Source organism: Paraburkholderia sp., assembly GCF_028283785.1.
Taxonomy (GTDB): Bacteria; Pseudomonadota; Gammaproteobacteria; order Burkholderiales; family Burkholderiaceae; genus Paraburkholderia.
This window is the reverse complement of the sequence record NZ_JAPWKB010000005.1, coordinates 826,771-841,006: the sequence shown is the minus strand read 5'-3', so window position 1 is coordinate 841,006 and position 14,236 is coordinate 826,771. Positions and strand designations below refer to the sequence as shown.

Below are 14,236 nucleotides of genomic sequence, written 5' to 3'. Positions count from 1 at the left end.
CGCCGCGTGCGCAAGACGCGCAGGATCACATCGCCGATGCCCGCGCGGTCCGGTCGTCCTGGAAGGTTTGCGCGCGCAGTTGCTCGTACTCGGGTTTCGCCACCGGCACCGCGTTCGGATCGCCGAGATCGTCGAGCCTGACGCGATACGTCTCTCGCGCGAACGCCGCCGCGACCGCCGCGATGATCGTCACGCCGAACGTGATTGCGCCGATGGTCAGCGGAATATTCGACGATCCCGGCGGCGCCACCGTGGCGAACAACGCGGGCAGCAATGCGGTAATCGTCGTACCGATGTTCTGTGCGATCGCCATCGCCGACACGCGCATCCGGGTCGGGAACAGTTCCGGATAGAAGCTCGGGAAGATCGCGTTATAGCCCTGATAGACGACGCCCCACATCAGCAGCGACACGAAGATCGCAAGCGCCACGTTCTGAATGCTGATTGCATACAGATAGAAGTACGACAACGCGCCCGCGCCGAGTGCGCCGATGATGATCGGCGTCTTGCGCCCGATCTTGTCCGACAGATTGCCGACCAACGGAATCACCAGCACGGCGAGGATATTCCCCGCTACCGGTATCCACAGATACACCGATTTATGGAAGCCGATCCCGTACGACTTCTGCACCGCATACGCCGCGCCGAAAATCGTCGTGACGACCGGAATCACGTTCATCAGCGCGCAGCAGATGACGATCAGCATTTGCCGCCAGCTGTACTTGAAGGCATCGACGATCGGCGAGCGCGGCACGTCCTTGTGCTCGCCTTCGACGGCAAACGCGGGCGTTTCATGCACTTCGCGGCGGATGATGTAACCCGCGACCAGCACGAGGGCGCTCAGCAGGAACGGAATGCGCCAGCCCCACGCATTGAACGCGTCTTCCGGCATGTAATAGGCCAGCGGCAAGAAGATCGCAGCCGCGAAAATCTGACCGGCCTGCACGCCTTGCAAGGTAAAACTGGCGTAGTAGCCGCGTCGCCCGAACGGCGCGTGCTCGAGAATCATCGAACTCGCGCCCGAGATTTCGCCGGCGACCGCAAAGCCCTGGACCAGTCGCAGGACCACCAGCAATGTCGGCGCGAGCATGCCGACCTGGTGATAAGTGGGCAGCAGGCCGACGGCCATCGTCGAGAAACCCATCAGGAACATGCACAGCACGAGCACGGTTTTGCGGCCGTGCGTGTCGCCCCAGTGACCGAGCACGAATGCGCCGATCGGTCTCGCGACATAGCCGACACCGTAAGTCGCCAGCGACGCGACGATCGCCACTTTCGGATTGCCGGATGGGAAGAACAGCTGAGGGAAAATCAGTGCCGCGGCTTGCGCGTAGATGAAGAAGTCGTAGTACTCGAGCGCGGAGCCGATCCAGCCGCTGGCGGTCGCTTTTTTTGTCTGGGTGCGATGGTGCAGTGCGTCGGCACCTGCGGCATCGCTTGCACCGGTTGAATGCGGATTCGATTCCATGACGTCTCCTGACCTGGCTGGCGCACGGCTCTCGGGCCGCGTGTGCGACACATTGTTCGCGAGCGATGCCGGGCCGGCGGGTCAATCAGCCGTCAGACAACGACTCGCACCCTTTCCCTTGCGTGATATGTCCCGCTTAAACGCATTCGACGGAACTGGACAAAGCGGCACGAGGATCGCGCAATCACAGGAATGCGTCACGCCGCCGACGCTTGCAAACGTCTAACGGACATTCTTCAATACCCTGTCTCGCGGCGGTATGAGGTTAAACACCACCACGGAGACTGTCATGGGCACTGCGGTCTTACATCTCCGGATGCGCGAGATCACCGGCAACCAGTTGTTCGCCGTAGACCTGCGCGGCGGCAATGGCTTCGATGCGGGTTTCGAACGGGCCGAGTTCGGGCGCGCCGTCGAACGGGAACAGCAGGCGTCCGTCGGTGCGGCGCACGACCTTCAACACGCCGTAGTAACGGCGATAACCCGCGAGTTTCGACGCGGCGGACACATCGAAATCGTCTTCCGATTTCGCGGGAATACTGGGAATGAATCGGCTATTGGACATGGCTGGAACTGCTGGCCGCACGTGCGGCCGATGACGCGTAAGCGAAGGACGACGCGGATTTGCGCCGGAAAGACCTGACAGCATAGCGCGTTTTAGCGCGGTATGATTTCCGTATTGATGAGGAGACGCCATGCAGTTCGACTACAAGACCTATCACATCGATTGTCGCGCGCACCATGACGAAGACGGCCGTTATTGCGCACAAGCACGCATCACCGTCGTGCCGTCGGGCGAAGCGCATTTTCGTTGTCACGATTCCGGCGAGATCGACTCGTTCGTCAGCGAATCCGACGCCATTGCCTGTGCGCGAAGCTGGGCGATCGAATGGTGCGACGACCATTCAATGTGAGCACGGTTTCGTGAGCAGGTCGATAATGCCGCTTCCCTTCAAGAACACCTTCCATGTCTACACATCCAAAAACAAGACGCCCGCTTGTGATCGCATCGGTGATGGCGTCGATGGCAATGGTCGCAATCGAGGCGACGATCGTATCTACCGCGATGCCGCAAATCGTCACCCAGCTTGGCGGGTTGACGCTGTATAGCTGGGTTTTCTCGTCGTTCCTGCTTGCGCAGACCGCGATGACGGTGGTGTTCGGCAAACTAGCGGATCTCTATGGGCGCAAGCCGGTCATCCTGGCCGGCATTGCAATCTTTCTGGTGGGTTCGGTGCTGGCGGGCTTTGCGTGGTCGATGCCCGCGATGATCGTGTTCCGTCTGATTCAGGGCATTGGTGCGGGCGCGATCCAGCCGGTGACGCTGACCATCGTCGGCGATCTGTATCCGGCGAAGGAGCGCGGCAAGATCCAGGGCTATCTGGCGAGCGTGTGGGCGATTTCCGCAGTGGTGGGTCCAATGGCGGGTGGCCTGATCATTCGCGACCTGTCGTGGGCGTGGATTTTCTGGATCAACATACCGATCGGGCTGGCATCGGCGGCGGGGTTCATCTCGTTCCTGCACGAGCAGGAGCGCCATTCACAGCCGTCGATCGACATCCCCGGCGCGGCGTTGTTCACGCTTGCGATCGGCGCGTTGATGTTCGCGCTGACCGACATCGGCACCGCGCATCAGACGTCGGCATGGATTGCGTTCGGCGTGTTCGTGGTGTCGTCGGTGCTATTCGTGCTACAGGAGCGCCGCGCGCCCGACCCGATGATTTCGTTCTCGCTGTGGGGTCATCGTCCGATTGCCGCGGCCAATGCCGCGACCGTCTTTTCCGGCATGGCGTTGATGGGATTGACGACGTTTCTGCCGATGTACGTGCAGGGCGTGCTGCATCGCACGCCGGTGGTTGCCGGACTTGCGCTGACGATGATGATGGTCGGCTGGCCGCTTGGCGCGACGTTATCGGCGCGCAACTTCCATCGTTTCACATTGCGGCGCATTCTCGTGACCGGTAGCGGCGTGATCCCGGTTGCGGCGATTTTATTCGTGGTGCTGAATCCGGAGAGTTCGCCGGTGGTTGCGGCGATGGGATCGTTGTTCATGGGGCTTGGGATGGGGATGGCGAGCGTGAGTTCGCTGGTGCTGATTCAGGAGCTGGTCGATCCTTCGCAGCGAGGCAGCGCGACCGCGTCCAATCTTTTCTCGCGGAATCTGGGAAGCACGTTGGGGGCGACGGTGTTTGGCGCGGTGTTGAATTATGGGCTGACGCATTCGAAGCATCTTGGCGTTGTGACGCTCGATGAGTTGAAGCCGTTGCTGGAGGGGACGCCTGGCAGCGTTGCGGTTGCTGGCGCGGACGCGATCCGGTTGGCGTTGCATCAGTCGCTGCATGCGACGTTTGTGGCGATTTTTGTGGTCGCGGTGGCGGTGTTGGGGTCGGCGATGGTTATTCCGGCTTTGCCGTTGGGGAAGATGCGGAGGGTGGGGGTATAAAAGGTTTTTGCTTGGTTTTGGTTTTTTTGGTTTTTGGTTTTGGCTGGTTTGTTGTGGTTGTCCCGTTTTCACGGTGGTTTGCCTGGATCGTCCCTGTGCGGGACCGCACCTACTTTTCTTTGCTCGCGCAAAGAAAAGTAGGCAAAAGAAAGCGCGTTTACACCGCCACTCCGTAGCGAGTGGCGTCTAGTATTTTTCGGGTAGTGGTCCGCGCACGATTTGAGTTGCCGCACCGCATATCTTGGTGACAACGCAGTCATTCGTTCCGGCTGTTCGCTCCGCTACAGCCGACGGGCACAGCCCCGTCTTTTTCTCTCGGCGCCCTTCGCGCGCTGCACTCTGTCCGTCACAACACCCATTTCCCTGGCATGCGCTGGCCGGTTCTCGCGCGCAAAATTCCTGGCCACTCGGAACGTCGAAACCAGCGTCAAGCCGGTTGAATGCCGTGGCGCAAACCGGGCGTTGAGTCGGACTCTGGAACGGTCGTGAACGCGGGCGAATGGCGTGGCGAAAACCGGCCTTTGGTCCGGACACCGGAACCGTCGAAACGGTATGCAAGTGACGTGGCGAAAATGGGTTTTTGAAGCAGGCTACCGCCGCGAAGCGGGCGGGATGTGCGGGCGCGGACCACCACGAAAAACCGACCGACCACTCAAAACGTGCGCGGTCCACTACCCGTTAATTACTAGACGCCACTCGCTACGAAGCGCGAGGTAAACGCGCTTTCTTTTGCCTACTTTTCTTTGCGCGAGCAAAGAAAAGTAGGTGCGGTCCCGCACAGGGACGATCCAGGCAAACCACCGCGAAACCGGGACAACCACAACAAACCAAAACAAACCGCAACAAGAAACCCAAAACCAATCACTCCTCCAACCCCGCTATCAAATCATCCACCGCCCGATAAACCCTCTCCACAATCTCCACCCCAACCTTCTTCTCCAGCGCACGATAATGCGCCTCCAGCTCCCGCGAAATCACCCTCACCAACTCCCCGCTGCTCTGAGTCAACGACACCAACACCCGACGCTGATCCTCCGCGAACCGCTCCTTCGTCACGAGATCCATACTCTCCATCCTCGCCAGCACGCCCGCCATGCTCGGACTCGATATCGTACAAATATCGGAGATGTGACGCGGCTCCATCGGACCATGCTCGTTCAACGCGCGTATCACCCGCCACTGCTGCTCAGTCAAACCGTGCGCAGTAATCAACGGACGAAACCGCTCCATCATCTTCTCCCGCGCTCGCAGCAACAGCATCGGCAGATTGCGGTGTAACACTCGTGTGGCAGCTGGTGTAGACATGTCAAAACCAAAGTAACGTGGACCCATCGAAACGAAAACCCATCGGTAAAGCTTTTAGGGGATTACCCGCGATCCCACCGATGCACTCTTGACCGTGAATCTTCGACAGCGCAATACTACTCACATGTTAGTGATTTAGTCGAGCGTTGCCAAATTCATGTTTGCACTTGCCGATCACCTGATTCATCTCGAAGCCGAACCGTTGCCGCGCGATCTTTCCGCATCCGCTGCAAGCGCGTTGCTAACGTCCGGTGCCGCGTGCCGCGCGCCGGTTTCCGGCATGGTCTACGGCTGTCTGCTGAACGACCGCGCCGCGCTCGCCGCACTTGGCGATGCAGTCAACGCGCCACCGTATAAAGCCCCGCCGAAAGCCCCCATTCTCTACGTCAAACCACGCAACACGCTCGCGGGTCATCGCGCGCGTATCGACGTGCCGGACGATCGTGACGGCGTGCAGGTCGGCGCGTCACTGGGTATCGTTTTCGGACGCACGGCAACGCGCGTCAGCGTCGAACGCGCGCTCGATTTCGTCGCGGGCTTCACGATCGTCGCGGATCTCTGCGTGCCGCATGAAAGCGTCTATCGTCCGTCGGTGCGGTATCGCGCGAGGGACGGTTTTTGCGTCGTCGGACCGACGATCGTCGCGCGTCGTCATGTCGAACATCCGGACGATCTGCCCATCAACGTGCAGATCGCAGGTCGCGCGCCGTTCGATGCAAACACGTCCACGACGATGCGCAACGTCGCGCAACTGATCGCAGACGTCACCGACTTTATGACGCTCTCGGCAGGTGACGTGCTCACGCTCGGCGTGCCGCACGGCTCGCCGGTTGCTCACGTCGGCGATGAAGTTCGCATTGCAATCGGCACGTTCGAGCCGCTGCATATCTCGTTCGTCGGCACGGCAAAAACCGCAGGAGAAACACGATGATGCGCGCCCGCGTTGCCTGTTCCGGCGCGATCCACGAAGCCTATCCGGACCCGCGCGGCGTGCGTCTCGCCGACGGACGCCTCTATCGCGAAGAAGACGTCGTATGGCTCGCGCCGTTCGATCTCGGCACGATCTTCGCGCTCGGTCTGAACTACGCCGAACACGCCAAAGAACTGCAATTCTCGAAGCAGGAAGAACCGCTCGTCTTCCTCAAAGGCAGCGGTGCGGTGATCGGGCATCGCGGCGTCACGCGACGTCCCGCCGACGTGACCTTCATGCACTACGAATGCGAACTCGCCGTGGTGATCGGACGTCACGCGAAAGACGTTTCGCGTGACGACGCAATGTCATACGTCGCCGGCTACACGATCGCCAACGACTACGCGATTCGCGACTACCTCGAAAACTACTATCGCCCGAATCTGCGCGTGAAGAATCGCGACGGCGGCACCGTGCTCGGTCCGTGGTTCGTGGATGCATCGGATGTGGCCGATGTGACGCAACTCGAATTGCGCACCTTCGTGAACGGCACGCTGCATCAACACGGCAACACCCGCGATCTCGTCACCGACATCCCCGCCTTGATCGAATACCTGAGCAGCTTCATGACGCTCGCACCCGGCGACGTGATCCTCACCGGCACGCCCGAAGGCGTCGTCAACGTGAACGCCGGCGACGAAGTGGTCTGCGAGATCGACGGCCTCGGACGACTCGTCAACACCATCGGCACCGACGCGGATTTCGGACGCGCCTGACGACCCACGACTATCCGCGACCACCCCAACCGGATCGACACACCCCGATCACGGACGCGCTCAAACATCGGTAAAGGCACATGCAATGCGAATCGACCATCTGATCAACGGCAAATCCAGCGCGGCACGCGACTACTTCGAAACCGTCAACCCCGCGAACCAGGACGTGCTTGCAGAAGTCGCGCGCGGCACCGCCGACGACATCAACGAAGCCGTGCGCGCCGCGAAAGATGCATTCCCGGCGTGGGCCGCAACGCCCGCTGCGGACCGCGCAAAACGTATCCGCAAGCTCGGCGAGCTGATCGCGAAGCATGTACCGGAAATCTCCGAAGCCGAAACCAACGATACCGGTCAGACGATCTCGCAAACGCGCAAGCAACTCGTGCCGCGCGCCGCCGACAACTTCAGCTATTTCGCGGAAATGTGCACGCGCGTGGACGGTCACACGTATCCCACAGACACACATCTGAACTACACGCTGTTTCATCCGGTCGGCGTATGCGCGCTGATTTCGCCGTGGAACGTGCCGTTCATGACAGCCACATGGAAGGTCGCGCCGTGCCTCGCATTCGGCAATACGGCGGTGCTGAAGATGAGCGAACTGTCGCCGCTGACCGCATCGATGCTCGGCAATCTCGCGCTCGAAGCGGGCATTCCGGCAGGCGTGCTCAATGTCGTGCATGGCTTCGGCAAAGAAACCGGCGAACCGCTCGTCGCGCATCCGGATGTGCACGCGGTGTCGTTCACCGGATCCACGGCAACCGGCAATCGCATCGTGCAGACAGCCGGACTCAAAAAGTTTTCGATGGAACTGGGCGGTAAATCGCCGTTCGTGATCTTCGACGACGCCGACTTCGAACGCGCGCTCGACGCCGCCGTTTTCATGATCTTCTCGAACAACGGCGAGCGCTGCACGGCCGGTTCGCGGATCCTCGTCCAACGAACGATCTACGCACGATTCGCCGAGCGGTTCATCGCACGCGCTAAAAATCTGAGTGTCGGCGATCCATTGAGCGACAGCACGATCGTCGGCCCGATGATCAGCCGCGATCATCTCGCGAAAGTGCGCAGCTATATCGAACTCGGGCCGAAGGAAGGCGCGACCCTCGCGTGCGGCGGACTCGATATGCCCGCTTTGCCGGACGCATTGCGCAAAGGCAACTTCGTGACGCCGACCGTTTTCGTCAATGTGGACAACCGGATGCGCATCGCACAGGAAGAGATTTTCGGGCCAGTCGCCTGCCTGATTCCGTTCGACGACGAAGCCGACGCAATCAAACTCGCAAACGACATTTCATACGGTCTTTCCAGCTATATCTGGACCGAAAACACCGGTCGCGCGTTGCGTGTCGCCGCGGCGGTCGAGGCCGGCATGTGCTTCGTCAACAGCCAGAACGTGCGTGATCTGCGACAACCGTTCGGTGGCACGAAAGCCTCGGGTGTGGGACGCGAAGGCGGCACGTGGAGCTACGAAGTGTTTCTCGAACCGAAGAACGTCTGCGTGTCGATGGGCTCGCATCATATCCCGCGGTGGGGTGTCTGACCGCGGGCCCGACGCGCAGAAAACCCCTTCCGTAAGGAATCAAAACACTTCAGGAGACCGCGATGGGCACGCTCGCGCTGGCAGCAAAAATCACTCATGTGCCGTCGATGTATCTGTCCGAACTCGACGGTCCGCACAAAGGCTGCCGGCAAGCCGCCATCGACGGACACCGTGAAATCGGCCGGCGCTGCCGCGAACTCGGCGTCGATACGATCGTCGTTTTCGACGTGCACTGGCTCGTCAACAGCGAGTACCACATCAATTGCGCGCCGCATTTCGAAGGTGTCTACACCAGCAACGAACTGCCGCACTTCATCAAGAACATGCCGTATGCGTATCCCGGCAACGTCGGACTCGGACATCTGATCGCGGAAGTCGCGAATGAAATGGGTGTCAAAAGCCGCGCGCACAGCGAGACCACACTCGAACTCGAATACGGCACACTGGTGCCGATGCGCTACATGAACGCCGATCAGCACTTCAAGACGGTTTCGGTTTCCGGCTGGTGCATGTGGCACGACCTCGCAACCAGCGCGCGCTTCGGACTGGCAGTGCGCAAAGCGATCGAAGAACGTTACGACGGAACAGTCGCGATCTTCGCAAGCGGTTCGCTGAGTCATCACTTCGCCGATAACGGCACCGCCGAGCAATTCATGCACAAGGTCTGGAGCCCGTTTCTCGAACAGGTGGATCGCAAGGTCGTCGAATTGTGGGAAGCGGGCGACTGGTCCACGTTCTGCGAAATGCTGCCGCTGTATAACGAAAAATGTTGGGGCGAAGGCGGCATGCACGACACGGCGATGCTGCTCGGCGCGTTAGGCTGGGACCGTTATGAAGGAAAAGCCGAAGTCGTCACGCCGTATTTCGGCAGTTCGGGAACGGGCCAGATCAACGCCATTTTCCCGGTCACACCGCTGACCGTTTGAGTCTTTGACGATTTCCGGAGTACACACCGTGCCGCATATCACCCTTGAATACAGCGCCAATCTCGACGAAGGCGACAGCATCCAGCGCCTGTGCAACACGCTCGCGAAGTGTCTCGACGCCCAACGCGACGGCACCGGCGACAACGCGCAGCATGTGTTTCCGATTGGCGGCATTCGCGTGCGCGCAGTGCGCTGCGATGCGTACTGCATCGCCGACGGCCGCGCCGACGCCGCGTTCCTGCACGCGAACGTGAGGATCGCCGCAGGCCGCCCGGAAGCCGTCAAGACCGCGGCGGCCAACGCGCTATTCGATGCAATAAAGGCGCATTTTGCGGCGTATTTCGAAGCGAACGGTCTGGCGTTGTCGCTCGAAGTCAACGAGTTCAGCGACGCCGGTGCGTTGAAGCACAACAATCTGCATGCGCGTCTGAAGAAGGAAGGCTGATCATGCTCGACGAACAGATCATCCGCGATCTCGCCGCACAACTCGATCACGCCGAAAAAACCCGCAAGCAGCTACGGCATTTTTCGAAAGCGTATCCGCAGATGACGGTGCAGGACGGTTACGCGATCCAGCGTGAATGGGTCAAGCTGAAACTCGCCGAAGGACACGTGATCAAGGGGCGCAAGATCGGGCTGACGTCGCGCGCCATGCAGCGTTCGTCACAGATCGACGAACCCGATTACGCGCCGCTGCTGGACAGCATGTTTATCGAAGCCGGGCAGGATATTCGCGCGGATCGCTTTATCGCACCGCGTGTGGAAGTGGAGCTCGCGTTCGTGCTCGCGAAGCCGCTGAAAGGCCCGGGCGTGACATTGTTCGATGTGCTCGACGCGACCGCTTACGTGACGCCCGCCGTCGAAATCATCGACGCGCGAATCGAGCAGTTCGATCGCGAAACCAAAGCGCCGCGAAAAGTATTCGACACGATTTCGGACTTCGCGGCGAACGCGGGCATCGTGCTCGGCGGTCGGCCGGTGCGGCCGCATGACGTCGATTTGCGATGGGTCGGCGCGTTGCTCTACAAGAACGGCGCCGTCGAAGAAAGCGGTCTCGCGGCCGCCGTGCTGAATCATCCGGCAACGGGCGTCGCGTGGCTTGCGAACAAGATCGCGCCTTACGACGAATCGTTGAACGCGAAAGACGTGATTCTGAGCGGCTCGTTCACCGCGCCGATTCCCGCACGCGCCGGCGATACGTTCCACGTCGACTACGGACCGCTCGGCGGTATCGCGCTGAACTTCGTTTGAATCCCCCCGACACCACACGGACAACCCGATATGCCTACGCCGCGCAATCCTTTCAAACACGCGATCGCTGAGAATCGGCGGCAATTCGGCTTATGGGCCGCGCTGGCCGATCCGTATGTCACGGAACTGCTGGCCACAGCGGGCTTCGACTGGTTGCTGATCGACGGCGAACATGCGCCGAACGATGTCCGCAGCACGCTCGCGCAATTGCAAGCGGTCGCACCCTATCTGTCGCATCCGATCGTGCGGCCCGTCAAAAGCGATGCGGCGCTGATCAAGCAGTTGCTCGATATCGGCGCGCAAACGCTGCTGTTGCCGATGATCGATACCGTCGAACAGGCCATCGAAGCCGTCGCCGCTACGCGCTATCCGCCGCGCGGCATTCGCGGCGTCGGAAGCGGCCTCGCGCGGGCGTCGCGCTGGAACCGGATCGGCGATTATCTGACCACCGCCGAAGACGAATTGTGCGTGCTCGTGCAGGTCGAAAGTGCAATCGGGCTGGAGAATCTTGCAGGAATTACCGCAGTCGACGGCGTGGACGGCGTGTTTTTCGGGCCGTCCGATCTGAGTGCGTCGATGGGTTATCTGGGTCAGCCAGGCGCGCAAGTGGTCCGCGATGCAATCCGCGCAGGCATGGCGATCGTCCGCGATGCGGGCAAGGCGAGCGGCGTGCTCGCGCCCGATCTGGCCATCGCAAACGACTATCTGGCTGCGGGCGCCAGCTTTGTCGCGGTAGGCACCGATACCGGTCTGCTGAGTCGCGCCGCCGCCGACCTCGCCGCACGCGTCAAGGAACAGGCGGCATCCGTCCCAGTTGCACCCGCAGCACGCGGCGGGTATTGAGCGAATACGTAAGCGATTCAGTGCGCAAATAAGCACCCTGCGCGCGGGCAACGCACCGGCCATGCGCTGTGCGCATGCGAGCGTCGATGCATGCGCACAGCGCATGCAAAGTCACTAAGGCACGCAAAACCCGTTCCATCAGCATTGACGGGTCACGGCGGCACGCGTCCTGCTGGCACAGAGACATTCTCATTTGCCGGACGCTCTCACGATGGATGACTTTTTCAACCGTGTGCTTCACCTTCAACCATCGCTGCTCGCAACTGTCACGCATGACGTCGTGCATCTGGTCGTCGCTGCGCTGATTCTCGTTGTCGGCTGGTGGATTTCCAACAAGATCGGGATGCTGTTTGCCAGAACGCTGGCGCGGACGCACGCGGACCCGACGCTCGCACCGATGCTCGCCGCGTTCGGCGCATGGGCGGTGCGCGTGCTGGTGATCGTCGCAGCGCTGAGCGAGGTGGGTATCGCGACGGCGAGTGTGCTCGCGGCATTGGGCGCCGCCGGTCTCGCGATCGGACTCGCGTTGCAGGGCACGCTGCAAAATATCGCGGCGGGCATCATGCTGCTGATGCTTCGACCATTTCGTGCGGGCGATGTGATTGAAGGCAGCGGCGCGGCAGCGGGGATCGTCCGCGAAGTGGGCCTGTTCACGACGCGGATCGAACGCAGCGACGGCAATGCCGTGTTCGTGCCGAATAGCCAGATCTGGAGCAATCCGGTGATCAACTACAGCAGCGGCGGCACGCAGCGCGTCGAACTCGAAGTGGATATCTCGCAGCGCAAAGACGTGGATGCCGCGATTGCCGAACTGAAGAAAATGATCGCCGACGAGCCGCGCGTGCTGACGGGCAATACGCTGTCGCCGGTGGTGTCGGTGGCGGATTATCCGGGCGCGGGTGGTGTCCGGCTGCGGATTGCCGCATGGGTGCGCGAGCCGGATGCACCGCATGCGTCGAACGATCTTCGCAGCCATGCGCGCGATGCGCTCGCCAAGGCCGGGCTGGCGGTGCCCGGCAAACAGGCGGTCGTCGAACGCGAAGTCGAAACACAAACCTGAGCGAAGCGCGGGCGGCTAACGGTTCTCCCACCAGGCCCGCGTGCCGCGATACATCTTCGTCCACGGTGGATCGGCGAACAGAATCAACGCGCCGAGCGCGAGGCAACCGCAAAACAGAAACGTGCCTTTATAGCCGACACCTGCGACCAGCAAGCCGGACAACACGCCCGACAGGATCGAGCCGACCCGTGCCGAATTGAAAAACAGCGCGGTCGCGGCACCCGGCGCGCGCGGCATCAGATCTTGGATATAGACCATGCCGAGGCACGATGTCACCGCCACCACGAACGCGTTCAATGCCTGCATCGGGATCAGCACGTTGACGGAATTCACCGCCGCCACGCCGATGAAATACGCCATATGCACCGCCGCGCTCGCGGCGAGCCAGCGCGATTTCGTCAGCTGCGCGCCGCGTGCGCCGAGCGCCAGCATCATCGGAATTTCGAGGAAAGCGCCGAGGCCGAGCATGATCGATACGTCGATTCGCGTGCCTTGCAAGCCATGTACGACGTACAAGGGCAACACGATCATGGTTGCATTGGCCGCGAGGCCGAGCAGCGTCAACGCGGCAATCGCGCGCCAGATCAAACGCTGCGGCGTAGGCGTAGCGAGCGCCGGATGTGGAACCGGCGTTTCGGGTTCGGTGACGGTCGTCACTTCGAGCGGCGACGCGGGATCGCCGGCAACGTGGGTCGGCGCGCTGTGCATCGCGCCGCCCGGCGCTTCGTGCATGCGCCAGATGATCGCGCCGCATGCGGCGAAACTTGCCGCGGCGAACAGGAACAATCCGTAGAAGCCGGACGCGGCCAGCACCAGCGCACCGACCGACGGCCCGAACACCCACGCTACCGACAGCACCGTCCGCAACGACGCCGTCGCGAACGCGCGTTCCGCTTCGTCCTTGACGAGCAAGGCCGCACGTCCAAACGAAAACACCAGCGAGATCGCCGAGCCGCCCGCGCCGAGAAACAGCACGCCGATCACCAGCAGCAAACGGTAATCGCGGACAAAGCATAGACACACGAAGCCGAGCGCGGCCGCAATCAATGCGGCCAGCAATAGCGTGCGGTGATGGCCGTGCCGGTCGGACCATTTACCTGCCCACGCACTCGCGCCGACGCCGCTCGCGGCGATCAACGTCATGAAGAGCCCAAGCCGAAGCGGCGTCATGCCGGCCTGTTCGACGCCGAATAGTGAGAGATAGGGAGCCGTGAACGACATCGCGACACCTAGCATCAGGGTCGCGGCGGCCAGCGGCATGAACGACGGAATGCGCGAGAGACTGGCGAATCGAGAATTCATCGGGGCGCGAGAGGATGGCTGACTGCATGCATCGCGAGCGATTCGACGCGTATGCAGCGGCTGGCAACAGCGGCGTGCGATGCGCGCATGAGCGTCGACGGGTTCGACGAACGGCGCTGCGGCGAAGCACGGCAAGCTCGCAGTATGCCAAAGCTTCACTAAAAATGTCGCGGCGCCGGGCAGGCACACGACCTGCGCGTGTGTTTTGGACCACGTAGTTTCAGGCGTTTCACTATTTAGGAGATTCGTGATGAATGTGACTTCCGCGATGAGCAACGCTGCATCCGACGACGACATCAAACACGACGCGCCGCGCGAGCCCGTGCAACCGCAAAAGCCGTCGCAGAAAGACTTGCCAGAATTGCCCGATCCGACGGAAGTCGGCGAAGACGGCTAGGCGTCAGATGTG

The 14,236-nt window shown here is 61.3% G+C and carries 15 protein-coding genes; 11 read left to right on the top strand and 4 right to left on the bottom strand.

Going from position 1 to position 14,236, the window contains the following annotated elements; genetic code table 11:
- Positions 1 to 25 precede the first annotated feature (25 nt).
- Entirely contained in the window at positions 26 to 1,468 is a 1,443-nt protein-coding gene (locus PW947_RS07740) for an MFS transporter (protein WP_299630553.1), read from the bottom strand.
- A gap of 304 nt (positions 1,469 to 1,772) precedes the next feature.
- Positions 1,773 to 2,033 (bottom strand): DUF6723 family protein, encoded by a 261-nt coding sequence (locus PW947_RS07735; RefSeq protein ID WP_299630552.1) that lies wholly within the window; start codon positions 2,031 to 2,033, stop codon positions 1,773 to 1,775.
- Positions 2,034 to 2,163: 130 nt separating this feature from the next.
- Between PW947_RS07735 and PW947_RS07730 the strand changes: the two genes are divergently transcribed.
- Together PW947_RS07730 and PW947_RS07725 are read left to right on the top strand one after the other, a co-directional pair.
- Positions 2,164 to 2,382 carry a hypothetical protein gene (locus PW947_RS07730; RefSeq protein ID WP_299630551.1) on the top strand — a complete coding sequence of 73 codons (219 nt, stop codon included), beginning with the start codon at positions 2,164 to 2,166 and terminating at the stop codon, positions 2,380 to 2,382.
- A 53-nt stretch (positions 2,383 to 2,435) separates the two neighbouring features.
- Positions 2,436 to 3,911, top strand: a complete 1,476-nt coding sequence (locus tag PW947_RS07725; RefSeq protein ID WP_299630550.1) for an MDR family MFS transporter — start codon at positions 2,436 to 2,438, stop codon at positions 3,909 to 3,911.
- An 861-nt stretch (positions 3,912 to 4,772) separates the two neighbouring features.
- Here the strand turns inward: PW947_RS07725 and hpaR are convergent.
- Positions 4,773 to 5,171, bottom strand: a complete 399-nt coding sequence (hpaR, locus tag PW947_RS07720; protein ID WP_299630629.1) for a homoprotocatechuate degradation operon regulator HpaR — start codon at positions 5,169 to 5,171, stop codon at positions 4,773 to 4,775.
- A gap of 202 nt (positions 5,172 to 5,373) precedes the next feature.
- On the opposite strand from hpaR, the gene PW947_RS07715 reads away from it, so the two are divergent.
- The 8 genes from PW947_RS07715 (at position 5,374) to PW947_RS07680 (ending at position 12,525) form a co-directional block, all read left to right on the top strand.
- Entirely contained in the window at positions 5,374 to 6,147 is a 774-nt protein-coding gene (locus PW947_RS07715; RefSeq protein ID WP_299630549.1) for a fumarylacetoacetate hydrolase family protein, read from the top strand.
- Complete coding sequence (locus PW947_RS07710) at positions 6,144 to 6,902, top strand: fumarylacetoacetate hydrolase family protein (RefSeq protein WP_299630547.1); 759 nt, start codon at positions 6,144 to 6,146, stop codon at positions 6,900 to 6,902. Before PW947_RS07715 ends, PW947_RS07710 begins: the two co-directional genes overlap by 4 nt.
- 85 nt (positions 6,903 to 6,987) lie before the next feature.
- Positions 6,988 to 8,445: a 5-carboxymethyl-2-hydroxymuconate semialdehyde dehydrogenase gene (gene hpaE, locus PW947_RS07705; protein WP_299630545.1), complete on the top strand. Its 1,458-nt coding sequence runs from the start codon at positions 6,988 to 6,990 to the stop codon at positions 8,443 to 8,445.
- A 62-nt stretch (positions 8,446 to 8,507) separates the two neighbouring features.
- The gene (gene hpaD, locus PW947_RS07700) at positions 8,508 to 9,371 is read left to right on the top strand and encodes a 3,4-dihydroxyphenylacetate 2,3-dioxygenase (protein ID WP_299630543.1); all 864 of its coding nucleotides are present in this window, start codon (positions 8,508 to 8,510) and stop codon (positions 9,369 to 9,371) included.
- A gap of 28 nt (positions 9,372 to 9,399) precedes the next feature.
- On the top strand, positions 9,400 to 9,816 hold the full coding sequence (locus PW947_RS07695; protein ID WP_299630542.1) for a 5-carboxymethyl-2-hydroxymuconate Delta-isomerase: 417 nt from the start codon (positions 9,400 to 9,402) through the stop codon (positions 9,814 to 9,816).
- A gap of 2 nt (positions 9,817 to 9,818) precedes the next feature.
- Positions 9,819 to 10,622 (top strand): 2-oxo-hept-4-ene-1,7-dioate hydratase, encoded by an 804-nt coding sequence (hpaH, locus tag PW947_RS07690; RefSeq protein WP_299630541.1) that lies wholly within the window; start codon positions 9,819 to 9,821, stop codon positions 10,620 to 10,622.
- Between the two features lie 30 nt (positions 10,623 to 10,652).
- The gene (gene hpaI, locus PW947_RS07685; RefSeq protein WP_299630539.1) at positions 10,653 to 11,465 is read left to right on the top strand and encodes a 4-hydroxy-2-oxoheptanedioate aldolase; all 813 of its coding nucleotides are present in this window, start codon (positions 10,653 to 10,655) and stop codon (positions 11,463 to 11,465) included.
- Between the two features lie 211 nt (positions 11,466 to 11,676).
- Positions 11,677 to 12,525: a mechanosensitive ion channel family protein gene (locus tag PW947_RS07680; RefSeq protein WP_299630538.1), complete on the top strand. Its 849-nt coding sequence runs from the start codon at positions 11,677 to 11,679 to the stop codon at positions 12,523 to 12,525.
- A 15-nt stretch (positions 12,526 to 12,540) separates the two neighbouring features.
- Here PW947_RS07680 and PW947_RS07675 read toward each other — a convergent pair whose 3' ends face one another.
- On the bottom strand, positions 12,541 to 14,124 hold the full coding sequence (locus PW947_RS07675) for a sugar efflux transporter (protein ID WP_299630537.1): 1,584 nt from the start codon (positions 14,122 to 14,124) through the stop codon (positions 12,541 to 12,543).
- On the opposite strand from PW947_RS07675, the gene PW947_RS07670 reads away from it, so the two are divergent.
- Positions 14,078 to 14,224 carry a hypothetical protein gene (locus tag PW947_RS07670; protein WP_299630536.1) on the top strand — a complete coding sequence of 49 codons (147 nt, stop codon included), beginning with the start codon at positions 14,078 to 14,080 and terminating at the stop codon, positions 14,222 to 14,224. The genes PW947_RS07675 and PW947_RS07670 overlap by 47 nt on opposite strands.
- Positions 14,225 to 14,236: the final 12 nt, after the last annotated feature.